Origin of the sequence: Gordonia soli NBRC 108243, assembly GCF_000334455.1 — a bacterium.
Taxonomy (GTDB): Bacteria; Actinomycetota; Actinomycetes; order Mycobacteriales; family Mycobacteriaceae; genus Gordonia; species Gordonia soli.
In genome coordinates, this window is the sequence record NZ_BANX01000005.1 from 252,974 (window position 1) to 275,587 (window position 22,614).

At 69.0% G+C, this 22,614-nt stretch carries 19 protein-coding genes; 12 read left to right on the forward strand and 7 right to left on the reverse strand.

The window, feature by feature from the left end:
- Positions 1-231 precede the first annotated feature (231 nt).
- The 6 genes from pgfA to GS4_RS04180 form a co-directional block, all read right to left on the reverse strand.
- A complete protein-coding gene (pgfA, locus tag GS4_RS04155; RefSeq protein WP_007617798.1) occupies positions 232-1,635 on the reverse strand; it encodes a cell envelope lipid trafficking protein PgfA in 1,404 nt (467 codons plus the stop codon).
- A gap of 153 nt (positions 1,636-1,788) precedes the next feature.
- The gene (locus GS4_RS04160; protein WP_040509437.1) at positions 1,789-3,171 is read right to left on the reverse strand and encodes an ABC1 kinase family protein; all 1,383 of its coding nucleotides are present in this window, start codon (positions 3,169-3,171) and stop codon (positions 1,789-1,791) included.
- A 57-nt stretch (positions 3,172-3,228) separates the two neighbouring features.
- On the reverse strand, positions 3,229-4,089 hold the full coding sequence (locus GS4_RS04165; protein ID WP_007617800.1) for a metal ABC transporter permease: 861 nt from the start codon (positions 4,087-4,089) through the stop codon (positions 3,229-3,231).
- A complete protein-coding gene (locus GS4_RS04170) occupies positions 4,086-4,853 on the reverse strand; it encodes a metal ABC transporter ATP-binding protein (RefSeq protein ID WP_051989619.1) in 768 nt (255 codons plus the stop codon). Before GS4_RS04170 ends, GS4_RS04165 begins: the two co-directional genes overlap by 4 nt.
- 79 nt (positions 4,854-4,932) lie before the next feature.
- Positions 4,933-5,883: a metal ABC transporter substrate-binding protein gene (locus GS4_RS04175; protein ID WP_007617802.1), complete on the reverse strand. Its 951-nt coding sequence runs from the start codon at positions 5,881-5,883 to the stop codon at positions 4,933-4,935.
- A gap of 69 nt (positions 5,884-5,952) precedes the next feature.
- The gene (locus GS4_RS04180; protein ID WP_007617803.1) at positions 5,953-7,065 is read right to left on the reverse strand and encodes an SRPBCC family protein; all 1,113 of its coding nucleotides are present in this window, start codon (positions 7,063-7,065) and stop codon (positions 5,953-5,955) included.
- Positions 7,066-7,409: 344 nt separating this feature from the next.
- Here GS4_RS04180 and GS4_RS04185 point away from each other — a divergent pair, with 344 nt between their 5' ends.
- The 9 genes from GS4_RS04185 to GS4_RS04220 all read left to right on the forward strand — a co-directional run bounded on the left by GS4_RS04185 (position 7,410) and on the right by GS4_RS04220 (position 16,452).
- Entirely contained in the window at positions 7,410-8,462 is a 1,053-nt protein-coding gene (locus GS4_RS04185; RefSeq protein WP_040509560.1) for an NAD(P)-dependent alcohol dehydrogenase, read from the forward strand.
- A gap of 25 nt (positions 8,463-8,487) precedes the next feature.
- Complete coding sequence (locus GS4_RS04190; RefSeq protein WP_007617807.1) at positions 8,488-9,279, forward strand: alpha/beta fold hydrolase; 792 nt, start codon at positions 8,488-8,490, stop codon at positions 9,277-9,279.
- Positions 9,280-9,453: 174 nt separating this feature from the next.
- A complete protein-coding gene (nadB, locus tag GS4_RS04195) occupies positions 9,454-11,097 on the forward strand; it encodes an L-aspartate oxidase (RefSeq protein ID WP_007617808.1) in 1,644 nt (547 codons plus the stop codon).
- 6 nt (positions 11,098-11,103) lie between these two features.
- Complete coding sequence (locus tag GS4_RS04200; protein WP_007617809.1) at positions 11,104-12,006, forward strand: alpha/beta fold hydrolase; 903 nt, start codon at positions 11,104-11,106, stop codon at positions 12,004-12,006.
- 248 nt (positions 12,007-12,254) lie between these two features.
- Positions 12,255-13,334, forward strand: a complete 1,080-nt coding sequence (locus tag GS4_RS26095) for a hypothetical protein (RefSeq protein WP_007617810.1) — start codon at positions 12,255-12,257, stop codon at positions 13,332-13,334.
- Between the two features lie 115 nt (positions 13,335-13,449).
- Positions 13,450-13,743: a metal-sensitive transcriptional regulator gene (locus GS4_RS04210; protein WP_007617811.1), complete on the forward strand. Its 294-nt coding sequence runs from the start codon at positions 13,450-13,452 to the stop codon at positions 13,741-13,743.
- Between the two features lie 58 nt (positions 13,744-13,801).
- Positions 13,802-14,008 carry a heavy-metal-associated domain-containing protein gene (locus GS4_RS04215; RefSeq protein WP_007617812.1) on the forward strand — a complete coding sequence of 69 codons (207 nt, stop codon included), beginning with the start codon at positions 13,802-13,804 and terminating at the stop codon, positions 14,006-14,008.
- The gene (locus GS4_RS25825; protein ID WP_007617813.1) at positions 14,005-14,166 is read left to right on the forward strand and encodes a hypothetical protein; all 162 of its coding nucleotides are present in this window, start codon (positions 14,005-14,007) and stop codon (positions 14,164-14,166) included. The genes GS4_RS04215 and GS4_RS25825 overlap by 4 nt, the downstream gene beginning before the upstream one ends.
- A 15-nt stretch (positions 14,167-14,181) precedes the next feature.
- Positions 14,182-16,452, forward strand: coding sequence for a heavy metal translocating P-type ATPase (locus GS4_RS04220; RefSeq protein ID WP_007617814.1), 2,271 nt, complete (start codon positions 14,182-14,184; stop codon positions 16,450-16,452).
- Positions 16,453-16,653: 201 nt separating this feature from the next.
- Here the strand turns inward: GS4_RS04220 and GS4_RS04225 are convergent, their stop codons facing one another.
- Positions 16,654-17,598, reverse strand: coding sequence for a LysR family transcriptional regulator (locus GS4_RS04225; RefSeq protein WP_007617815.1), 945 nt, complete (start codon positions 17,596-17,598; stop codon positions 16,654-16,656).
- Between the two features lie 6 nt (positions 17,599-17,604).
- Here GS4_RS04225 and GS4_RS04230 point away from each other — a divergent pair, with 6 nt between their 5' ends.
- The 3 genes from GS4_RS04230 to GS4_RS04240 all read left to right on the forward strand — a co-directional run bounded on the left by GS4_RS04230 (position 17,605) and on the right by GS4_RS04240 (position 22,585).
- Positions 17,605-18,951, forward strand: coding sequence for an MFS transporter (locus GS4_RS04230; protein ID WP_083862635.1), 1,347 nt, complete (start codon positions 17,605-17,607; stop codon positions 18,949-18,951).
- A gap of 33 nt (positions 18,952-18,984) precedes the next feature.
- The gene (locus GS4_RS04235) at positions 18,985-20,466 is read left to right on the forward strand and encodes an FAD-binding protein (RefSeq protein WP_007617817.1); all 1,482 of its coding nucleotides are present in this window, start codon (positions 18,985-18,987) and stop codon (positions 20,464-20,466) included.
- Between the two features lie 394 nt (positions 20,467-20,860).
- Positions 20,861-22,585, forward strand: coding sequence for a PE-PPE domain-containing protein (locus GS4_RS04240; RefSeq protein WP_007617818.1), 1,725 nt, complete (start codon positions 20,861-20,863; stop codon positions 22,583-22,585).
- Positions 22,586-22,614 lie beyond the last annotated feature (29 nt).

Here is a 22,614-nt window from a genome sequence, read left to right on the forward strand (position 1 = left end):
GCCGCGTGGATAGTGCACACGGCTCCCTGCTGGTCGGCAGTTTTTGGTCAGCTGGAAACGGTCCGGGCGCAGAGAGAGCACGCCCGACCCGAAACCCGAACCCGGAAACAACTCCGCCCCGACCTCATCCGTCGCCTGTGGCGAGCGGACGAGACCGGGGCGGAGCCGACAACCGAAAGCCGACAACCGAAAGCCGACAACCGACGGCCGACAAACCGTCGGCGAGAGCGACTACCTCCGGGGTGAGTCCGGACCGTCGGGACGCTCGAACTGAGTCGTCTCACGCGAGAGCGGCTCGAAGCCGTCGGCGCGAGGCGGGTCCTCGACCCGGGGGATCTGTTCGGTCGGGCGCTCCCACGGATTCGCCGACCGATTGCCGACGTACGCCGTCGGCGCATCGTCGACCGGTCCGAGATCCCGACGGGTGGCATCCTGGTCCGGATCGGGTCCGTCGTACGGATCGTCCGGGTAGCCCCCATCGTCACCCCGACCACCCTCGGAACGTCGTGTGCGCCAGAACAAGACGGCCCACAGCGCGAGCAGCAGGACGCCGATGACGCCGAGGATGATCGGCAGCCAGAGGTTGCCGAGCTTCAGTTGGCTGTCGTAGTCCTTGGCCTTGGCGGCCTGGTTCGCGATTGTCTGATCCGACCACTGGAACGTGCCCTTGAGCGCGTCGAGGCGGAAGTCCCGCACCGGTGCGGGCGTGTCCTCGCTCTGGTCGGGCGACTGGAAGTACTGGTGCTGCTCCTCGCGACCGTTGATGACGGTGCCGGTCTTCGGCTCCACCCACACGTGCCGCTTCGCCGACGCGTAGCGATGCATCGTGATCGACGACTTCGGCGAGATGCCCCGACCGCTGATGCCCCACCAGCTCGCCGGCTGGGTGAGCATCGTGCCGAGGGCTGCCTCGCCCTGTGCGTTGGGCAGGCTCGACAGATCGGTCTCAGGGACCTCGCTGACGAACTCGTAGGTCTGGACGCCGTCGATCGTCTTCTCGCCGACGTATTTCGCCGGCAGGTCCTGGCGCGTGTTGCTGTCGAAGTAGAGGTAGTCGCGCTTCTTGACGTTGAAGCCGAACTTGTACTGGAAGCCCTTACGGTCGGGCAGGTCCACCGAGACGTCCTTGACGTCGACGCCCTCGGGCGCCGCCTCGAGCTGCAGCGAGCTGACCGTGCCGTTGGGCACCGACGTCTTGCGGTTGAGCGAGACGCGGTCGATGGTCGCGCTCAGCAGACCGTCGGAGCACTCGCGCTCGGCACCGACGTCGCCGACGCTCGGCTCGGTCTCCTTGCCGGCGGCGTCCCGGGTGCGGTCGATCTTCACGGTCTGCGCCGACTGCACGGTCGCCTGGCGTCGATCGGACGGGTCGACGACCACCGAACGGCGCTGCTGGGTCAGGTTCGCCTGCAAGGTGCGTGCCTTGGACTGGCGGATGGAGCACCGGTCGAAGATGGTGGCGGGGTAGCGATCACCCGCGGACCCGTCGGGTCCCTGCGTGCTGGCCACCGACGTGATGTCGAGATCCAGTGGCACCACCCGCAGCTGGGGGACCAGATAGGCGGGAACGGCGATGGCCGCAGTGATGGCTGCAACGCCGAGGAAGGCCGGCAGTGCCAGCCAGACTCGTCTCATTCTCGACTCCTGTGATTGCTCGACGCCCCACCCCGGTGCCTCCCCATGGAGACACCCTCGGCGATCACGGCGCCCATTCGGGACCTTCCGGACACGGTACCTGCCGGTATCCCCCCAGCTGCAGCAGATCGGTCCCGGGCGGCTCGAGTGGCGTCAGCCGATTGCGACGCGGCGTGCCCGACGGTCGCGTTCGGCCTCCTTCATGATCCCGGCCATGTAGCCGAAGATCTCGCGGTCGGCCATCGCCTTCCAGCGCGGGGCCAGCAGTTTCATGTACTTCTCGACGTAGAGGAGCTGCTTGCCGACGAGCACCAGCTCACGCGGGAGCCGAGCGTCGTGCGCACGTGCGACGGCGGCCATCTGCCTCCCGAGGTCTGCATACGACATCGAGCCCAGTTCGGCGCTGCCCAGCGGCATGGTGACCTTCTTCAGGTCGGCCGCACCCCGGTCGGTCGACCCCGGCTTGTGCACGGCGCCGAGCAGGAAGATCGCGCGACCTGCCGACTCGTAGTCGCCCTTCACCATCAGGTCGACGACGAGTTGGCGGAGGATGCGCCGCGTGCGGGTGTCGAAGCGACCGACGATGCCGAAGTCGATGAGGACGAGCGTGCCGGTGTTGTCGACGAGCACGTTGCCGGCATGGAGGTCGCCGTGGAAGAGGCCGCCGTGGAAGGCGGAGTCCAGCAACGAGAGCAGGAGGTTGCGGCAGAGTGCGACACCGTCGTGGCCGGCCGCGCGGACGGCTCGGGCATCGTCGATGCGGACGCCATGGATGCGCTCCATGGTGAGGACGCGGGCGGTGGTGTGGTCGTCGTACACGTCCGGCACGCGGACCCGACTGGCGTACGGGCCCTCGGCGAGACAGGCGTACCACTCACGCATGGTCGCGGCCTCGTTACGGAAGTCCAGCTCGGCGTCGAGGCCGTCGGCGAAGTCCTCGACGACGTGTCGGGCGCTGAGCATCCGCCCGTACTCCGACACCTCCGCCAATCCGGCGAAGCGTTCGAGCAGTGCGACGTCGGGGGACAAGCGGTCGGTGATGCCGGGACGCTGGATCTTCACCACGACGTCGGTGCCGTCGTGCAGCCGGGCGGTGTGCACCTGCGCGATGGAGGCCGATGCGATGGGTGTCGGGTCGAACTCGGCGAAGACCTCCTCGGGCGGCCGCCCGAAGTCGTCGACGATCACCTGACGGATGGCAGCCGGATCGGCCGGGGCCACACGATCGAGCAGCGACTCGAACTCGGTGGCCAGGCTCTCGCTGAACACTCCGGGACTCGAGGCGATCAGCTGGCCGAGCTTCACATAGGTCGGGCCCAGGTGCTCGAAGGTGTCACGGATCTCGCGCGCGATGTCGCCGGCCGTCGGAGGACGGCCGCGCACCAGCTCACCGGCGGAATGCAGGAGGAAACGTCCGACGCCGGCGGCCGCATGCGCCGACGTCGTGCCGAATCGGGTGATCTCGGCGAACGTCGACACCGACGGCAGCTGCGAGCGTCGAACCTGGTCTACGCGTTGCTGGGTCGTCGTCACCATTGCGGATAGTAACGATCCGGGCGCGTCAGGTCTCCCCTTGCGAGCCCGACAACGTGCTCAGATGGCCGGCTGGACCTCTCGCCGCGATGCGAATGCCCTGCTCAGCAGGCCATTGCGAGGGGCGAACAGATAGATGGCGGCAAACATCACACCTTGGGTGACGACCACCATCCCGCCGGGCGAGACGTCGGCGCCGTAGCTGATGTAGATGCCCGCGACGGTCGCCACCAGGGCCAGGGCGGGTGCGATGAGCAGCATCCGGTCGAAGCGGTCGGTCAGCAGATGGGCGCTGGCCCCGGGGATGATCAGCATCGCCACCACCAGGATCACGCCGACCACCTGCAGGGCGACCACACAGGTCAGCGCGAGCAGACCGAGGAGGATCGCGCCCAGCAGGCGTCGGGACATACCGATGGCGTGGGCGTGGATCGGGTCGAAGGCGTAGAGCGTCAGGTCCCGACGTTTGATCGCGAGCACCAGGACGACCAGCGCCGCGAGTGCCAGCAACTGCCAGAGGTCGGCACCCGACACACCGAGGACGTTGCCGAAGAGGATGTGGTTGAGGTCGGTCTGGCTCGGTGTCGCCGACACCAGCACCAGGCCGAGCGCGAACAGCGTCGTGAAGACGATGCCGATCGCGGCGTCTTCCTTGACCCGGCTGGTGTCGCGGATGGTGCCGATCAGGGTGACCGCGAGGAAGCCGAAGATCACCGCGCCGATCGCGAACGGAACGCCGACGATGTAGGAGAGGACGACGCCCGGGAGCACGGCGTGGGAGACCGCGTCACCCATGAGCGACCAGCCGATCAGCACGATCCAGCAGCTGATGAGCGCGCAGACCACGGCGGCGACCCCGCTGGCGAGGAACGCATCGCGCATGAACGACAACGACCACGGTTCGACGAGGAAGTCGATCATCGGGCGGCCTCCGCATCGGAGCCGGCGCCGCTCGGAGGCGACGTCGTCAGTGGTTCGTCCGCGCCGAGGCCGAACGCGAGCGCCAGCTGTTCGGGCCGGAGCGCCTCATCGGCGCTGCCGTGGACCAGTATTCGCCGCATCAGCAGGACCGCCTCGTCGGCGAAGTCGGGCAGCGCGGAGAGGTCGTGGGTGGAGATGAGCACCGTGGTGCCCTGGTCGGCGAGGTCGCGGAGAAGGGCGAGGATGGTTGCCTCGGAGCGCTTGTCGACGCCCGCGAACGGCTCGTCGAGCAGCAGGATGTCGGCGCCCTGGGCGATGCCGCGGGCGACGAACGCGCGTTTCCGTTGTCCACCTGACAGTTTGCCGATCTGACGGTCGGCGAGGTCGGTGAGCCCGACCCGCTCCAGCGCGGAGTCCACTGCCGCGCGGTCCTGGGAGCGGATGCGTCGGAAGAAGTTCTGCCGACCGTAGCGGCCGGTCATCGCGACCTCGCGCACCGAGATGGGGAAGTCCCAGTCCACGTCCTCCGACTGTGGGACATACGACACGATGCCCCGCGAACGCGCCCGAGCCGGGTCGAGCCCATGGATGGACACCGAGCCGGAGGTCGGAGTCACGAGGCCCATGATCGACTTGAAGAGGGTCGACTTGCCGGAGCCGTTCATCCCGATGAGTCCGCAGATGCGGCCGGGCAGCAACTCGAGGTCGACGCCGTCGAGGGCGACAACGGACCCGTACCGCACCGACAGGTCGCTGATGCGGATGGCCGGAACCTGCTGCGGGGCAGTATTCCCCGGTGGTCGGGCAGCCTCGGCGGACCCGGTTGTCTCTGCTGCCACCGGCTCACTCCGTGCCACTGTGCTGCTCCTTCCCGGTGAGGCCGTCGATGATGGTCGCGATGTCGTGTCGGATCAGTCCGAGGTACGTCGGCACCGGTCCGTCGGGCTCGGAGAGCGAGTCGACGTAGAGCGTGCCGCCCATGCGTGCCCCGGTCGCGCGGTGCACCTGCTGCATGGGGGCGTCGGAGACGGTGGACTCACAGAAGACCGCGGGCACCCGACGTTCGTCGACGAAGTCGATGGTGCGGCGCATCTGCTGCGGTGTCGCCTGCTGTTCGGCGTTCACCGGCCAGATGTAGCGCTCGGTGAGTCCGGCGTCGCGCGCCAAGTAGCTGAATGCGCCCTCACAGCTGACCAATGCCCGCTGGTCGGGGGCGAGGCTGTCGACCGCTGCGCGCAGCCGCGCGTCCTCGGCGTCGAGCTCGTCGGTGTACCGCTGGGCGTTTCGCCGGTACTCGGCGGCGTGTGCCGGGTCGAGCCGGGTGAAGGCTGCGCGGATGTTCTCGACGTACACGCGCGCCGACCGCGGCGACATCCACGCGTGCGGGTTCGGCTTGCCCGCGTAGGCGTCCTCGGTGATCGACATCGGGGCGACTCCGTCGCTGAGCGTCACGCGCGGCACGTCGATGTCGCGGATGAAGCGTTCGAACCAGGCTTCCAGGTTCAGTCCGTTGACCAGGATGACGTCGGCATCGACGGCCTTGTGGAGGTCGCCCGGTGTCGGCTCGTAGCCGTGGATCTCGGCGCCGACCTTGGTGATCGACCGGACGTCGACGTGTGAGCCGCCGACGTTGCGGGCCATGTCGGCCAGCACGGTGAAGGTCGTCAAGGCCTGCAGCTTGCCGTCGTCGCGGCCCGTCGAACTGCACCCGGTGAGCATCGACGCGCCGACCGCCAACGTCACGGCAGTCGAGATCAGCGCAGCGATGCGTCGACGACGGGCCTGGCGAACCATGAACCGAGCGTAGTTTCGGGCGACCGAACTTTCAAGTTCTTGATGGCGAAAACAGACTGAGGGCGGTGATCAGCCGGAGTCCGTGTCGCCGAGCGCGCCGGTCTGATAGGCCACCGCATCGGCGAGGAACGGTCGGCGGAACCGGTGTCCGGCATCGAGGAGTTCCGTCGGCCGGGTGCCTGCCGGGTCCCAGGGGCTCTCGCGCTGCCGGCGAGGATCTAGTCCACCGAGCCGCCGCAGACCCGCGGCCGACGAGCGGATCACCGCTTCGATCTCGTCCCCCGAGGCAGGTGCCGGCGCCGCGGCCACCACGTCACCGGAGAGGTGGGGGTCGCCGATGGCCCGGACGACGACGTCGAGCAGGTCGTCGAGGTCGATCCACGGCAGGACACCTTTGCCCGAGACGCGCGGCGGTGGGCCGTCGGTGACCACCCATCCGGTCTGCAGACGGACGCGGCGGGTGCTGCCCGACGGCAGGGTGCTCACCGCATGCGAACCGCCACGGGACACGGAGACGATGACGCGCACGCCAGGCGACGCCTCTGCGGCGGTGACGAGGTCGGAGAGTCGCCCGGGTTCGCCGAGGACGACCACCGCGACGTCCGGTCGGCCGGATGCGACGGCATCGAGTGGGTCGTCGACCACCTCGACGCCCGAGGTGGTCAGGTGCGCCCGCAGCATCGCGGCGACCGCCGACGTCGGGTCGGCGGCGGCGATGGTCACCGTGGTCGGCGGTTCGGCGAGATCAGCCCACCGGGCGCGCGCATCGAGGTCGTCGGCGAGCTGCTGGTGGCGATAGGCGAGCGCCGGCAGCAACGCGGTCGCCGGGAGCGGTGCATCGATGTCGTCGATGAGCCTGGTGTGTCCGTCGTCGAGGGCCTCGAAGCGATGCGTGTGCCGCCACGGCATCACCGACGTCGGCAGCGATCGCACTCCGCCGCGGGAGACCTCGTCGACGAACCGGCTCGGCGGGTCGTAGGCGTCGGGGTCGTGCCGGGCGACCCATCGCAGCCCGCCGGGCAGGGCGAACACCGCGGTCCCGTCGGCCAGCGACGCGGCTTCGTCGACGATCCGGAAGGGCATCCACAAAGGCATCAGTCGGCGGACCGCGCCCGGTCGGGCGTGCCAGGCGAAGACCTCGTCGCGAGGATGGGCGACGACGAACGTGCGGTGCAGCGACATCGGTTCCAGCGTAGGCCGATCGCCGGCGGCCGGCCGTCATCCGCGCCGACGCTCATCCGCCGACCGTGCGCTCGAACGCGTCGACTGTGCGCTCGAACGCGTCGATCGTGCGCTGCTCGACCGCTGTCCGCGCCGTGCGGGGACCTAGAACGCACGGTCGACGGTCTGAAGCGCACGATCGACGGATCAGAGCGCACGATCGACGACTCTCGCGACCGCCCATGCATGCACGCGCATACGGCTGGCAGACTCGATTCCGGAGGACGCCCGACATGAGTCGGCGTCTCGATCCGGCGCCCCCACCCGGTGCGGCCGGATCGCCGCACCCCGAGAAGGAGTCGATCATTCCTGCTGCAGTACACGCCTACATCGCCACCGCGGCCGACCAGCCGCTGGTGCCGACCACCATCGAGCGTCGCGAACTCGGTCCCAACGACGTGTCCATCGACATCGCCTTCGCGGGGATCTGTCACTCCGACATCCACACTGCCCGCGGCGAATGGGGACGCACCGCGTACCCGGTGGTGCCCGGACACGAGATCGCCGGAGTCGTCGGCGCCGTCGGGCCGGAGGTGACCAAGTACAAGGTCGGTGACCGTGTCGGCGTCGGTTGCTTCGTCGACTCCTGCCGCGAGTGCGACGCCTGCCTCGCCGGCGAGGAGCAGCACTGCGTCAAGGGCATGACCGGCACCTACAACGCCGTCGGTCGCGACGGTCAGCCGACCCACGGTGGGTACAGCACCGCGATCGTGGTCGACGAGAACTACGTCTGCGGCATCCCCGAGGGCATCGGTCTCGACGAGGCCGCCCCGCTGCTCTGCGCGGGCATCACCCTCTACTCGCCGCTGAAGCACTGGAAGGCCGGACCCGGGACCAAGGTCGCGATCATCGGCCTCGGCGGACTGGGTCACGTCGGCGTGAAGATCGCCCATGCGCTGGGCGCCGAGGTGACGGTGCTCTCGCAGTCGCTGAAGAAGCTCGAGGACGGTCTGCGTCTGGGCGCCGACCACTACTACGCCACCAGTGATCCCGAGACGTTCACGAAGCTGCGCAACGAGTTCGACCTGATCATCAACACGGTGTCGGCGAACCTCCCCATCAAGAAGTACCTCGGTCTGCTGGCGCTGAACGGCACCCTCGTCGAGCTGGGGCTGCCCGAGCACCCGATCGAGGTCCCGGCCTTCGCGCTGACCTTCAACCGTCGCAGTTTCGCCGGTTCCAACATCGGCGGTATCGCCGAGACGCAGGAGATGCTGGAGTTCTGCGCGGAGCACGGCATCGGCGCCGAGATCGAGGTGATCTCCGCGGATCAGATCAACGAGGCCTACGAGCGCGTCGTCGCCAGCGATGTCCGCTACCGCTTCGTCATCGACACAGCGACCCTGACCGGCGCGTGAGGCGCAGAACGGGACCGGACGTGTCGTGACCCCAGCCTTCCGGTTCGCCGACATCCGCGGGACCCGGCTCGCCTGGAACTCCACCGGGCGGGGCCGGCCCGCGGTGTGGGCTCACGGGATGAGCGCGAACGCGTACCTGCAGGAGAGCGGCGGCCAGTTCGATTGGCGCCCGGTCAGTTCCGGTGGTCATCGACTGATCCGGTACGACGCCCGAGGCCACGGTCGATCGGATGGTGGCCGCACGCCCGCGGAGTACACGTGGCCGGAACTGGCCCTCGATCTCCTCGCCTTGCTCGACGACGTGGGTGTCGACGATCCCGTGGACGCGATCGGGTCGTCGATGGGTACGGCCACGATCCTGACCGCAGCGCTCGACCGGCCCCGGCGGTTCCGTCGGCTGGTGCTCACCACGCCGCCGACCATCTGGGAGACCCGCCGCGCCCAGGTGCCGATCCGCGAATCGACCGCCGTCTTCGTGGAACGTCGCGGAGTGCGTGCCCTGGAGCGGTTGTCGGTCGATGCTCCGGCCTCGCCCGCGCTGGCCGACGCCCGGCGCTTCGTCAACCCGATCGCGGTCAGCTCGGCGCGGTACCCGGCGGTACTGCGCGGATCGGCGGTCTCCGATCTGCCTGCCGCGGAGCGACTCTCGGCCGTCGGTCACCCCACCCTGATCCTCGCCTGGACAGGCGACGAGACCCATCCGGTGAGCAGTGCCGAGGCGCTCGCGGCCGCGCTGCCGAACGCCGACGTCCGGGTCGCGGCCACTCCCACCGAGCTGGCGACGTGGTCGGGCCTCACCCGCGACTTCCTCGCGTAGTCGCCGACCGCCCGGTGTGACGCGCAGGACCCGGCCCGTGCGGCCCCGGCGGCGAAAGCCTCTCGACCCGCCTGCGGTCTCGGCGTACGCTCGCTCTCGAGGTTTTCGACTGGGAATCGAAAACGGGGCGCGATGGTTGTGCCAGGTGAACAGCCGCTCGTGAGAGGCACTGCGATGAACGACGGAGTGATGGACGACGTGACCAGGGCCGACCTGGTGGTGGTCGGCGCAGGCGTGGCCGGGCTGACGGCGGCGATCCGTGCCGCAGAACTAGGCCTTAGCGTCGTGATCCTGAACAAGGGCCCACAGTGGGACGCGCACCGCGTCGAGCAGTCGACGTCGACCTTCTACGCGCAGGGCGGTATCGCGGTGGTCGACCCGCGATCGGACACCGACACCGTCGCCGATCACCTCGACGACACCGTTGCGGCCGGCGCCGGACTCACCGTCCCCGACGCCGCCGCATCGATCCTGGCCGGCGGCTGGTCGGCGGTCGCAACGCTGATCGATTGGGGCGCTCGGTTCGACCGCGACGCCGACGGTCGACTGTTGCGCACACTCGAGGGTGGGCACCACGCCCGTCGGGTCATCCATGCCGGCGGTGACGCCACCGGGGCAGAGGTTGCGCGCACGCTCGGTCGACGACTCGGAACCGCGGTCCGCGACCTCGGCGTGGTCTGTGTCGACGACGCGGTGGTCACCTCGATCCTGCTCGCCGACGGTCGAGCGGCGGGTGTCGCCTATCGCACCGGAGGTCGCACCGCGGCCGTGACCGCACCGTCGGTCCTCCTCGCGACGGGCGGCGTGGGGCACCTCTACGTGGCCACGACGAATCCGGCCGGCGCCACCGGCGACGGGATCGCACTGGCGCTGCGTGCAGGCGCCGACGTCGCCGACCTCGAGTTCATCCAGTTCCACCCGACGATGCTCCACGTGCCCGGCGCCCGTGGTCGGCGGATGTTGATCACCGAGGCGGTCCGCGGTGAGGGCGGTCGGCTCATCGCCGTCGACGGCCGGTCGGTGACCGACGGTGTCCACCCGCTCGGCGATCTGGCGCCGCGCGACATCGTCGCCGATGCCGTGACCGACGCGATGGCGCGCACCGGCCACCCGTGTGTCTACCTCGACGTCTCCGCTGTCGACGACTTCGCGCGGCGCTTCCCGACGGTCGCCGCCGGTGTGACCGCCCTCGGCGCGGCGACCCCGGACGGCCGGATCCCGGTGGTCCCCGGAGCCCACTATCTGTGCGGCGGAGTGCGTACCGACGCCTTCGGTGCGACCACCGTGCCAGGACTGCTCGCCGCGGGTGAGGTCGCGCGGACCGGTCTGCACGGCGCCAACCGACTCGCGTCGAACAGCCTGCTCGAAGGTCTCGTCGTCGGGTGCCGTGTCGCCGATCATGCCGCCGCCCACCGTCGGGACGGGATCAGCACGACGGTCGGCGTGCCGGTGCACGGTCACCGAGACGTCGGCCGACCGATGATGGCGCGCGCCGAACTGCAGGACCTGATGACCGCGCTCGTCGCACTCCGCCGGGATGGCGAAGGCCTGGCCGCCGCGGCCCGTCGGCTCGACGCCGCGCCGCGCCGAGTCGCCGACGGGCCGTCCGCGCTCGAGGACGTGAACCTCACCCTCGGCGCGCGGGCCGTGGTCGCCGCGGCAGCCGACCGCGACGAGTCGCGGGGCAGCCACACGCGGATCGACCATCCGCGGACCGAGTCGGTCGGGTCGTCGACGACATACCGTCTGATCGACGACGAGATCGTCGGCGTCGGTGTGGAAAGCCCGGTGACGCAGGAGGTCCTGGCGGTAAGCTGACCGCCGATGACCGCGCCGACCCACCAGACCATCGATCTCGGCCACATCCGACTCCAGGCACTGACGTGGGGACCCGACGACGGTCCCCTGGCCCTGTGTCTGCACGGCTTCCCCGACTCGGCGTGGACCTGGCGTCACCTGGGGCCGGTACTGGCCGACGCCGGCTACCGCGTGGTGGCGCCGTTCACCCGTGGGTACGCGCCGTCGGAGATCCCGGTCGACCGCGACTACCACGTCGAGGCGCTGATGTACGACGCGCTGGCGTTGCACCATGCGCTCGGCGGCGGTGACGACGCCGTACTCATCGGCCATGACTGGGGGGCGCTCACCGCCCACGGGGTCGGCTTCCACGCCGGCACGCCGTTCCGGGCGATGGTCGCGATGGCGGTACCGCCGGTCCCGGCGCTCCGGCGTGCGGCGCGTGGCCGTGGCCGGGTTCGGATCTTCGCCCGGCAGGCGCTGATGAGCTGGTACATGGTGTTCAACCAGTTACCGCTCGTCGCCGAGTTGAGCATCCGACGACTGATCCCGCTGCTGTGGCGGCGATGGTCCCCGCGAGGTGCGATCGACGAGCTCCGGCCCGACGTCGAGAACGCGCTGGCTGCCGTGCCGGGCCGCGAACACGCGTCGGCGGTTCTCGGGTACTACCGCGCGACCCTGCGCTCGCCGCGGCCGGGCCGACGGTACGAGCACCTGGCGGGAGAGTGGTTGCAGGCACCTCGGGTTCCCACGCTCTATCTGCACGGTTCCGACGACGGCTGCATGCAGGCCCGCTTCGTCGACACCGTCCGCGAGGTGCTTCCACCCGACGGGCGGGCCGTGGTCGTCGCCGGGGCCGGACATTTCGCACACCTCGATCGTCACGACGAGGTCGCGGCTCTGATCACCGACTTCCTCGGCCCGGTCTGACCTCGCCGGTCGCCGACACACCCGACACGCGGTCGGTAGCGTGGTCGGTGCCGTGTGCGGTGGAAGTCGACGTCTTCGATCCCTAGACTCACCGGCAGGGAAGTGTGCCGCGGGGGAATGGTTCGGCCGGTCGAGGCGTGCCGTCGGCGGTTGCACCCGACCTCTCGTGGCGTCGGATGGGTTCGTCGACGTCCGATGCGACACGAGACGACGGGTGTGTTCGGGTACCGACTCGCTGAGGAGGCCAGATGGACGGCGCGGGATGTTGGTCGACTGTCGTGTGCACTGCGCAGGAGCGCGCAGCCCTGGGTCTGACCTCCGATTCCGAGTGGTTGCTCACCTGTCGCCTGGGTGCCGGCCACCGCGGCAACCACGCAACCGACGCGAGCTCCCGTCCCCGTGCTGATCGCCGACTGTGGTTGGAGTGGAACGACTTCGACGATCACGCGCAGTCGTTGATCGAGCGCAACCCCTGCTCGATCCGCAACCCCTCCGGTGCCGCCTGCCTGTACTTCGAGGGGCACGGCGGGCCGCACTTCTACGCGCCGACCAACGGGCACGCCCCGACCGCGGTGCGTCCGCCCTCGCAGGGAACCGGACCGGTACCGCCGCAGGCCGGACCCCCGATGCCGCAGCACCAGAACTTCACGCCGCCGAACCATCCGCCGCAGAACGCGCCGAACCCGGCCGGGCAGCCGCAGTACTTCCAGTCGGCACCCGGGCAGCCGCAACCGTTCGGGCAACCCGGCTCCCATCAGCCGTACCCCCAGCAACAGCCCGGCCCCCAGCAGCCCTTCCAGCCGCACATCTCCCAGCCCCATGTGGCCCAACCGCACATCTCGGCACCGCAGCCCGCCGCGCCGATGCCGTCCGTCCGGCCGGCTCACTCACTGCCGCCCGAGGCTGCCCCGCCGACACCCGCACCGCGGCCCGCGGAACTCCCGCAGCAGGCGACGGTCGGTGCCGGCGCCGGACACCACCGCCATCCCGGCGTGACCGGACCGGGCATCATCGCGCCCGGTGACACGCCCGGAGGCGGTATCCCCGCCGATTCCGACACTTACCGCGGCGGTCGGCGCTCGACCAATGTCGAGCCGCCGTCGACCACCATCCCGCGATCGTCGCGGCGGCATCGGCTGCCGGAGTCTGACTCCGGTGCGGGATCACCCCCGGAGTTGCCGCAGCCTGCCGACCGGTCCGCGACCCCGTCCGACTCATCGGCCCATCAGCCGACCCCGTCGCGTGACGACGCACGCGTCGCCCAGGCACTGACCGAGCTCGCGGCCGCGGTCGCCAAGCTCGCCGAAGCGCTCCGCCCGCCTCGCTGAACGGGATGACCCCCGCCTCTGTCGGATGCTCCCATCAATACCCCATGGGGGTAGCGGTATCCCTCGCTGAAGGGTATACCGGTAGGGGGTATCACGACGCCACGAGAGGTCCGGCATGGAACACGCACAACACGGGTACATCGGTAACAAGGACGACTACCTGAAGCGACTCCGTCGGATCGAGGGGCAGGCCCGCGGTCTGCAACGGATGGTCGAGGAGGAGTCGTACTGCATCGACATCCTGACCCAGGTGTCGGCCATGACCAAGGCATTGCAGGCGGTGAGTCTCGGGCTGCTGTCCGAGCACATGAACCACTGCGTGGTGAACGCCGCGCAAGAGAGTGACGCCGCAGGTCAGGAGAAGGTCGACGAGGCGATGCAGGCCATCGCACGTCTGGTGCGATCCTGATCGCACCACCCATCTCCCGTGTGGGACACGGGAATTCCACGATCGAGAGGACAACACCATGAGCTCAACCGCCGAATTCACCGTCTCGGGTATGACCTGCGGACACTGCGCGGCATCGGTTCGCGAGGAGATCGGTGAGATCGCTGGCGTCGAGAAGGTCGACGTCGATGTCGTCACCGGTCGCGTCGAGGTGATCAGCGCGTCGCCGGTCGATGCGGGCGCGGTGGCCGCGGCGGTCACCGAAGCCGGCTACTCACTGGCATGACCGTAGCCGTTCGGCTCGGCGGCGCACTCGCCGCACTCGTGCTGGTGTTCGTCGTCGCCTTCGGGGTCGGTCGGGCGGTCGGCCCGATCGGCACCGACCAGCCGACCAACGGTGGCACCGAGGTCGTGCACCAACCGGGTCACCACGGACAGCACTGATCGGAGGGCGGGCGGATGACCGTCGACACCCAGTCCATCGATTTCGACATCGGTGGCATGACCTGCGCCTCGTGCGCCAATCGCATCGAGCGCAAGCTCAACAAGTTGGACGGTGTGACGGCCTCGGTCAACTATGCGACCGAGCAGGCGCATGTGCGGTTCCCCGATGCGATCGACACCGACACCCTCGTCGGTGTGGTGCGCGACGCCGGCTACGCGGCCACACCCGTACCGGACCCGACAGCATCGGGTGACCCGGAGGGTGCGAACGGGGCAGCCTCGACGGACTCCGACCCCGAGGTCGAGGCGCTGCGGCAACGCCTGATCGTCTCGGCGGTCCTGTCGGTGCCGGTAATCGTTCTCGCCATGGTCCCGCCCTGGCAGTTCACGTACTGGCAGTGGCTGTCGCTGACATTGGCTGCGCCCGTGGTGGTCTGGGGCGGGTTACCCTTCCACCGCGCAGCGTGGGTCAACCTGAGGCACGGCGCGACCACCATGGACACCCTGGTGTCGGTGGGCACGCTGGCGGCGTTCGGCTGGTCGCTGTACGCACTCTTCCTCGGCACCGCGGGCACTCCGGGATTGCGTCACGGATTCGACCTCATCCCGCAACGTTCCGACGGCACGGCGCACATCTACCTGGAGGCGGCCGCGGGCGTCACCACCTTCTTGCTGGCCGGTCGCTACTTCGAGAAGCGTTCCAAACGTCGTGCCGGAGAAGCGCTCCGTGCGCTGCTGGACGTCGGCGCGAAGGATGTCGCGGTCCGGCGCGACGGTGGCGAGGTGCGCATCCCGGTCGGTGAACTCGTGGTCGGCGACGAGTTCGTCGTACGCCCCGGCGAGAAGATCGCCACCGACGGCGTGATCGTGTCCGGCGCCTCCGCCGTCGACGCCTCGATGATCACCGGCGAGTCCGTCCCGGTCGAGGTGACCGCGGGTGACGAGGTGATCGGCGCGACCGTGAACAGCAACGGACGACTCGTGGTGCGTGCCACCAAGGTCGGAGCCGACACCGCATTGGCGCAGATGGCACGACTGGTCGCCGCCGCACAGTCGGGCAAGGCAGATGCGCAACGCCTGGCCGATCGCATCTCGGCCTTCTTCGTGCCCGCGGTGATCACCGTCGCGATCGCGACGCTGGGCTTCTGGCTGGGCTCCGGTAGCGCGGCCGGCGGTTCCGGGGGTGGCGTCACCCTCGCGTTCACCGCAGCGGTCGCGGTGCTGATCATCGCCTGCCCGTGCGCCCTCGGGCTGGCCACGCCCACCGCGCTGATGGTCGGTACCGGGCGTGGGGCTCAGCTCGGAATCCTGCTGCGCGGCCCCGAGATCCTCGAGACCACCCGACGCGTCGACACGATCGTGCTCGACAAGACGGGCACCGTTACCACCGGCGAGATGTCGGTGAGGTCAGTGCACGCGGCCGACGGGCAGGATCGCGATCGGGTGCTCCGGATGGCGGCTGCGGTCGAGGCGGCGTCCGAACACCCGGTGGGGTCTGCGATCGTCGCGGCCGCGCGTGCGGCCGCCGACGCCGACCTGCTCGACGTCGAGGAGTTCCGCTCGACGCGCGGTGCGGGAGTGTCGGGAACCGTTGACGGCACCGAGGTCTCGGTGGGTCGGCCGGAGAGCCCCGATTCACTGCCCGCAGAGTTGGCCGAGGCACTGACCGCAGCGCACGCTGACGGCGCGACCGCGGTGGTCGTCGCCCTGGATGGGAAACCGGCCGGACTGATCGTCGTCGCCGACGAGGTGAAGGCGACATCGGCAGAAGCCATCGCCGAACTCCGGGAGATGGGTCTGAACCCCGTGCTGCTGACCGGTGACAATCGAGCGGCCGCCGACCGCGTTGCCCGTGAGGTCGGTATCGAGACGGTCATCGCCGACGTCCGCCCCGAGGGCAAGGTCGACGCGATCACCGAACTACGCAGCGCCGGTAAGTCGGTCGCGATGGTCGGCGACGGTGTCAACGATGCCGCGGCGCTGGCAACCGCGGATCTCGGCATCGCCATGGGCACGGGTAGTGACGTCGCCATCGAGGCCGCCGACGTGACGGTCGTCAGCGGCGACCTGCTCGCCGTCGTCGACGCGGTCCGGCTCGCGCGTCGCACTCTGTCGACCATCAAGGGCAACCTGTTCTGGGCATTCGCGTACAACGTGGCGGCCCTGCCCTTGGCCGCAGCCGCGTTGCTCAACCCGATGATCGCCGGCGCGGCGATGGCTCTGTCGTCGGTGTTCGTCGTCGCCAACAGTCTGCGGCTGCGGCGGTTCCGGCCACGCCGACGCTGACGGCGATCGCGTCGACCGTGCGCTCGAGATCGGCGACCGTGCGCTGCAACTCGTCGATCGTGCGCCCGAAACCGTTGATCGTGCGTTCTGACTCGTCGACTGTGCGTCCTCGGTAGTCAGCCGCGCACGGTCGACGATCTGGGGCGCACGATCGACGATCTGGGGCGCACGGTCGACGATCTGGGGCGCACGGTCGACGGGTCAGGTGCGACCGAGTGGTTCGGGCGCCCAGGACGGAAGCCACGTGGACTCGGGGACGCGCGGCTGTCGATGGAAGTGGTCGACGATCGCGTCGAGCCCGGCGTGCGGATCCGAGCTAGGCATGATGATCGAGATCGGGTAGGCCAACGGGGGATCGGCGATCGGTATCCGCCGGAGATCATGGGTCGACGGCCAGACGTACCGATCGCGACTTCCGACCAGGGTTGCGACGTCCGGTGATTCGGCGAGTTCGTCGATGAGCACCTCGGTCCCGAAGTTCGGTCCCGCTGCATCGATCGACAGATCGAACGCCTCGGTCAGCTCGTCGTAGAACTCCGACCATTCGGTGCGGGGTGCCATACCCGGTATCCAGATCCGTTGGCCGCGGAGCTGTTCCGGTGTCACGACCCGGACGGCGGCCAGCGGATGCCGCGGGCCCACCAGCAATTCGAGTGGTGAATCATAGGCGCGCACCATCCGGAGTCCGTCGGGTAGCCGACCGCGGTCGGTGACCGTGCGAAAGGCGGCGTCCACCTCACCGGCTCGAACCGCGGCCGCGACCTCGAGCGGGTCGTCGACCCGGATGCTGACGACGTCGAGGTCGATACCTGGAGTGCTGCGCCAGAACTCGTGCAGGATCACCGCCTGGGCCGTGCGCAGGCCGAGTACGTCGACGCGCAGCGTGCGAGAACCGGGCCGGACGGCAGCGACCGCGCGATCGAGATGAGCGACCACGGTGCGCGCGTGTGCGAGGAAGGCCTGACCGTCGAGCGTCGGCTCCACACCTCGTGCGGTGCGCCGGAAGAGGCGGACGCCGAGCTCTCGCTCGAGTCCCGTGATGCGCTTCGACACCCCCTGCTGAGTGACGCCGAGTTCGTCGGCCGCGTGCTGCAGACGGCCGAGATCGGCGGCGAGGACGAACGAGCGGATCGCGTTGGTGTCCACCCGGCGATGGTACCGAGACCCAACCATCGGTTGTGGCTGCTGATCGTCGCGTTGTTGGACCCGGTGGTCGACGGCCTGGTGTCATCTCTGCACCGTGACGGGGAGTGGGGGAGCCTGGTGACCGAGTTTGGGCGCGATGTCGATCGACTCTGGTCGGCGTACGCGATCAGCACCTATGGGACCTGGATCGCCTTCGGCGCGTTCCCCTTGATCGCGGTGGGAACACTGCAGACCTCCGCATGCGCGGTGTCGCTCCTCGAGTCGGTCGGGCTCGCGGCCGCGGCCATCTGCGCGGTCGCGATCGGTCCCCGAATCGCATGGCACCGAAAGCGACCGGCGATGATCGGTGCCGACTGTGCACGATTCGTCGCGATGGCCTCGATCCCGCCCGCCTACCTCGCGGGGGTGTTGACCTACGGCCAACTACTCGTTGTGTCGATCATCGGCGGCACCGCGAGCATCGCCTCCACTGCGGCGTCGGGCGCCTATCTCAAGCACATCGTCCCGGCGGGACGTCTGCTCGCCGCCAACGGCAGGTTCGAGGGTGCCATGTGGATCGCGACGGCGACCGGACCTCCACTCGGTGGACTGGCGATCGCCGTACTCGGGCCGGTCGTCACCGTCGCCGCCGACGCGGCCAGTTATGCGGTCTCGGCGCTCACCGTCGGGCGGATCCGCGGCGCCGACGTGGCCACACCGTCGGCGAGGGGTGATCGGCGATGGGCGGCCGAGCTCATCCGGGGATGGAGCGTCATCGCCACTGATCGGGTCTTGCGCCGGCTCTTCGTGAACCAGATGGCCGTCAACGGGCTGATCATGGCCACCGGTCCACTGCTCGCCGTCCTACTGATCGGGGAGTATCACTACGCGGCCTGGGAGTACGGCCTCGCGTTCGGTCTTCCCGGCGTCGCAGGTTTCGTCGGTGCCCGACTGTCGGCACACCTCGTCGAACGCCATGGTCGGGACCGCGTGCTGACCATCTCGGGATGGTTGCGCTCGGTCGTGCCGCTCGGTCTCGCCGCGGTGCAGCCGGGGGTGCCGGGACTCGTCACGGTCATCGTCGTGGAGGCTCTCCTCATCGGCTGCATGGGCGTCTTCAACCCGATCGGCGCAACCGAGCGTCTCCGGCGGGTGCGCGCGGAGGACGTACCCCAGGTCCTGGCTGCGTGGAGCATCACCAGCAGGCTGAGCCAGGCCACGTTGATCGCACTGTGGGGAGCTCTGGCGACCCTCGCCGACCCGCTGTCGGCGATCACCGCGTCGGGGGTGCTGCTCCTCGCCACGCCGCTGCTGCTCCCGCGTCGACGGCAGTTGGGACAGTCGCGGACCGAACCCGAGTCCGACCAGAACTAGAACAGGTTCTAGTGCGTCCGCTACTCTGACGCCATGGCTACCGCAGACGTCCCGGGCACCGTCGCACTCGACTCGGTGGACGATTTCACCGACGAGGTCGACGTGCTGGTGGTCGGCTGTGGGATCGGTGGAGGGTGCGCCGCGGTGGAAGCCGCCGCAGCAGGGGCGCGCGTGCTCGTCCTGGAGCGAGCCGCCGACGCAGGCGGCACCACCTGCATGGCAGGCGGGCACTTCTACCTCGGTGGCGGCACGGCCGTGCAGAAGGCGACCGGTCACGAGGACTCCGCCGAGGAGATGGAAAAGTACATCACCGCGGTCTCCCGCGAGCCCGAGCCCGACAAGATCCACGCGTACTGCCAGGACAGTGTCGAGCACTTCGATTGGCTCGAGGCGCTGGGATTCGAGTTCGAGCGCAGCTTCTATCCGGAGAAGGCGGTCATCCAGCCGCAGACCCAGGGCTTGATGTTCACCGGCAACGAGAAGGTGTGGCCCTTCAAGGACATCGCGAAGCCCGCACCGCGCGGTCACAAGGTGCCGGTCCCGGGCGACACCGGCGGCGCCGCGATGGTCATCGGATTGCTGGTCGACCGCATCGCCGAGCTCGGTGGCGAGATCCGCTACGAGACCGGCGCGCGACAACTGGTCGTCGACGATGCCGGACACGTGGTCGGGGCGACATGGAAGAGCCTCGACGGGGCCGGCGCGATCCGTGCCCGCTCGGTCGTCATCGCCGCGGGCGGGTTCGTGATGAACGAGGAGATGGTCGCCGCCCACGTCCCGCAGATGTCGGAGAAGCCGTTCGTCCTCGGCAACACCTACGACGACGGTCTCGGTATCCGACTCGGACAGTCGGTCGGCGCGGCACTCAAGCACATGGATCAGGCCTTCGTCACCGCACCGGTCTACCCGCCGAGCATCCTGTTGACCGGAATCGCGGTGAACAAGAACGGCGAACGCTTTGTCGCCGAGGACTCCTATCATTCGCGCACATCGGGTTTCGTGATGGATCAGCCCGACGCCGCCGCCTTCCTGATCGTCGACGAGGCCCACATGGAGCGGCCCGAGTTCCCCCTCGTGCCGTTCATCGACGGCTGGGAGACGGTCGCCGAGATGGAGACCGATCTGGGCATCCCGGCGGGCAACCTGCAGCGAACGCTGAACCGCTACAACGAGAACGCCGCCCACGGCGAGGATCCGGACTTTCACAAGTCGGTCGAATACCTTGCGCCGCAATCGAACGGACCCTGGGCAGCCTTCGACATGAGTCTCGGCAAGGCGATGTACGCAGGGTTCACGATCGGCGGCATGGCGACGTCGGTGGACGGTCAGGTGCTCGACGAGTCGGGTGCGCCGATCGACGGTCTCTACGCCGCCGGTGCCTGCGCGGCCAACCTCGCGCAGGACGGCAAGGGCTACGCGAGTGGGACCCAGCTCGGCGAGGGGTCGTACTTCGGTCGGCGCGCCGGCCGGCATGCGGCCCGGCACGCCACCGCGGGCGCGGCAGCCGCGAGCTAGTCGGTCCGACCGAGGGGCGTCGTCCGTCGCGGTCCGCTCCGAAACCACACCGCATCGACATTTCGAGCCCGATCCGCGGCCTTTCGAGCGAAATCTGTGTGGTTTCGGTCGACCACGGTCCACCCGCCCGCCACTCGCCGGGCCTGTAACCGACAACCAGTGAGACACCGTCCGGTCACCGGTCGCCCACCGGGTGTCTCATCCGCCGCCAGGTGCCCGACCATCCGGCGAGAACCCTGCTCCCAACCGAGGCTTCCCGGTCGGTCATTTGTCCCACATCGCCTCGCCCCGTTCGCGATCGGCGGGCCGCTGCTAACGATCGTTCTTCCGACGACGACTCATGTGTGGGCTGGTTAGACTCAGCTCGCCGATTCGTGAACAAGGGAGAACCAGGGTGCGTCGAATCCTGCTGTCGCTGACCGTCTTCGTCGTAGCCCTAGGACTGTTCTTCCAACCCGGGTTCATGTCGGGCACCGCGCACGCACTGCAGATCGGACCGATCAAATTCCCGGACATCGATCCGCCGGTCACGGTCAGTCCCCGACCGACAATCGTCGAACGTCCGCAGTGGATGCCCGAGCTGTCGGCCGCCCGCGGCGACACCGTGGTGCTGATCCCGGGCACCACCGACTACGACGGTGAAGATCAGTTGAATCGCACACGCGACATCGGCATGTTCGGTAAGGAGACCACCGACCGTCCGGCCATCAAGGTCGTCGACTACCCGGCAGCGTTCGGGTTCACCATCGGTGACTTCCCGATCTACCTCGCCGGCGACGGCACCTTCAACGACTCGGTCGAGATCGGCACCGCCAAGGGTGTGGCCGCAGCCGAGGCCGCCTACGACCCGAACAAGCCGGGGCAGAAGATCGTGATCAACGGCTACTCGCAGAGCGCGCCGATCGCGATGAACGTCGCCTACATGCTCAAGCAGCGCGGGACCATCCCCGAAGATCAGATCGTGGTCGTCACCGGCGCCGACTCCCGGTTCCCGAACACCGGTGTGGAGAACGTCGTGCCGAGCTTCATCCCCGGCATGTACACCAACGGCGACCGCAACCCCGCCGACACCGGCGACATCCGGGTCGAGTCCTACTGCGTGCGCGGTGACGCCACCTGCGGGGTCGGCAACCCGTTCGCCGACCCGTTCTCGACCTTCTTCTACCTGGTCCCCGGCTTCTACGTGCACGCATTCCTGACGTACCGGATCAACGAGTACGACATCGAGAAGCAGTGGATGAGCGACACGGGCAACACGCAGTACACCGTGTACAACGGCGGTAACCCGTGGGGGATGATGCTGCGCGACATCGGCATCCCGATCCCGACCGAGTTCGACGACATCCTCGATGAGCTGGTGCCGGTCCCGATGCCGGGCGAGAAGACGACCAAGACCATCGGCGGTCGCCCGATCCCGACGCCGCGCGAGCTGCAGGACATCATCTTCGACCGGCTCGGCTGGACCGTCCCCACATTCGACCCGGATGTCAACCAGGACACCCTGGATCGGCTGCTGGACGACACGTCCGAGGACGACTCGACGACCGCGCCGCCGACCGATGAGGACGATTCGACGACCGGCGGGAAGAAGGCCGCTGCCGTCGCGACGTCGGCTGCCGAGACGACCGCAGCGGAGACGACTGCCGCCGGGACCACGGCCACCGAACCGACCGCCACCGTGACGAGCCCGGCATCGGACTCGACACTCGCTGAGCCGACCACCGGCGAGCCCGTCGCGCCGGCCGCCACCGAGTCGGCGCCGACCGAGCAACCGGCGACCGAGCAGCAGGAGACCGAGCAGCAGGAGACCGCGGCACCCGGCGGCGAGGTGCCCACCGCGACCGGGCCGTCGAACACCGACGACTCCGATTCCGACACCACCGACAGCAAGGGCTCCGAGAGCAAGGACACCGGCAGCAAGGGCACCGGCAGCAAGGGGTCGGACAGCTCGAGTTCGGGTAGCAAGGACTCGACCGCGAGCGATTCCTCCGACCGGGGTTCGGGCGCCTCCGACAGCTCGTCCGGCAGCGGCGATTCCGGACGCCGTTCGTCGTCGGATTCGAGCCGCTCGGCGGATACCACCAGCGGGTCGTCAAGTGATAGTGAGCAATCTGACTGATCGGTGGTCGAAAACTGAGGGCATGCTAT

What these genes read in the sequence shown, in the direction of transcription:
- GS4_RS25825 (WP_007617813.1), top strand. Translation starts at nt 14,005, where the DNA reads ATGACCGTAGCCGTTCGGCTCGGCGGCGCACTCGCCGCACTCGTGCTG.
- GS4_RS04165 (WP_007617800.1), bottom strand. Translation starts at nt 4,089, where the DNA reads ATGATCGACTTCCTCGTCGAACCGTGGTCGTTGTCGTTCATGCGCGAT.
- GS4_RS04180 (WP_007617803.1), bottom strand. Translation starts at nt 7,065, where the DNA reads ATGTCGCTGCACCGCACGTTCGTCGTCGCCCATCCTCGCGACGAGGTC.
- pgfA (WP_007617798.1), bottom strand. Translation starts at nt 1,635, where the DNA reads ATGAGACGAGTCTGGCTGGCACTGCCGGCCTTCCTCGGCGTTGCAGCC.
- GS4_RS04175 (WP_007617802.1), bottom strand. Translation starts at nt 5,883, where the DNA reads ATGGTTCGCCAGGCCCGTCGTCGACGCATCGCTGCGCTGATCTCGACT.
- GS4_RS04210 (WP_007617811.1), top strand. Translation starts at nt 13,450, where the DNA reads ATGGAACACGCACAACACGGGTACATCGGTAACAAGGACGACTACCTG.
- GS4_RS04215 (WP_007617812.1), top strand. Translation starts at nt 13,802, where the DNA reads ATGAGCTCAACCGCCGAATTCACCGTCTCGGGTATGACCTGCGGACAC.
- nadB (WP_007617808.1), top strand. Translation starts at nt 9,454, where the DNA reads ATGAACGACGGAGTGATGGACGACGTGACCAGGGCCGACCTGGTGGTG.
- GS4_RS04235 (WP_007617817.1), top strand. Translation starts at nt 18,985, where the DNA reads ATGGCTACCGCAGACGTCCCGGGCACCGTCGCACTCGACTCGGTGGAC.
- GS4_RS04230 (WP_083862635.1), top strand. Translation starts at nt 17,605, where the DNA reads ATGGTACCGAGACCCAACCATCGGTTGTGGCTGCTGATCGTCGCGTTG.
- GS4_RS04160 (WP_040509437.1), bottom strand. Translation starts at nt 3,171, where the DNA reads ATGGTGACGACGACCCAGCAACGCGTAGACCAGGTTCGACGCTCGCAG.
- GS4_RS26095 (WP_007617810.1), top strand. Translation starts at nt 12,255, where the DNA reads ATGGACGGCGCGGGATGTTGGTCGACTGTCGTGTGCACTGCGCAGGAG.
- GS4_RS04200 (WP_007617809.1), top strand. Translation starts at nt 11,104, where the DNA reads ATGACCGCGCCGACCCACCAGACCATCGATCTCGGCCACATCCGACTC.
- GS4_RS04220 (WP_007617814.1), top strand. Translation starts at nt 14,182, where the DNA reads ATGACCGTCGACACCCAGTCCATCGATTTCGACATCGGTGGCATGACC.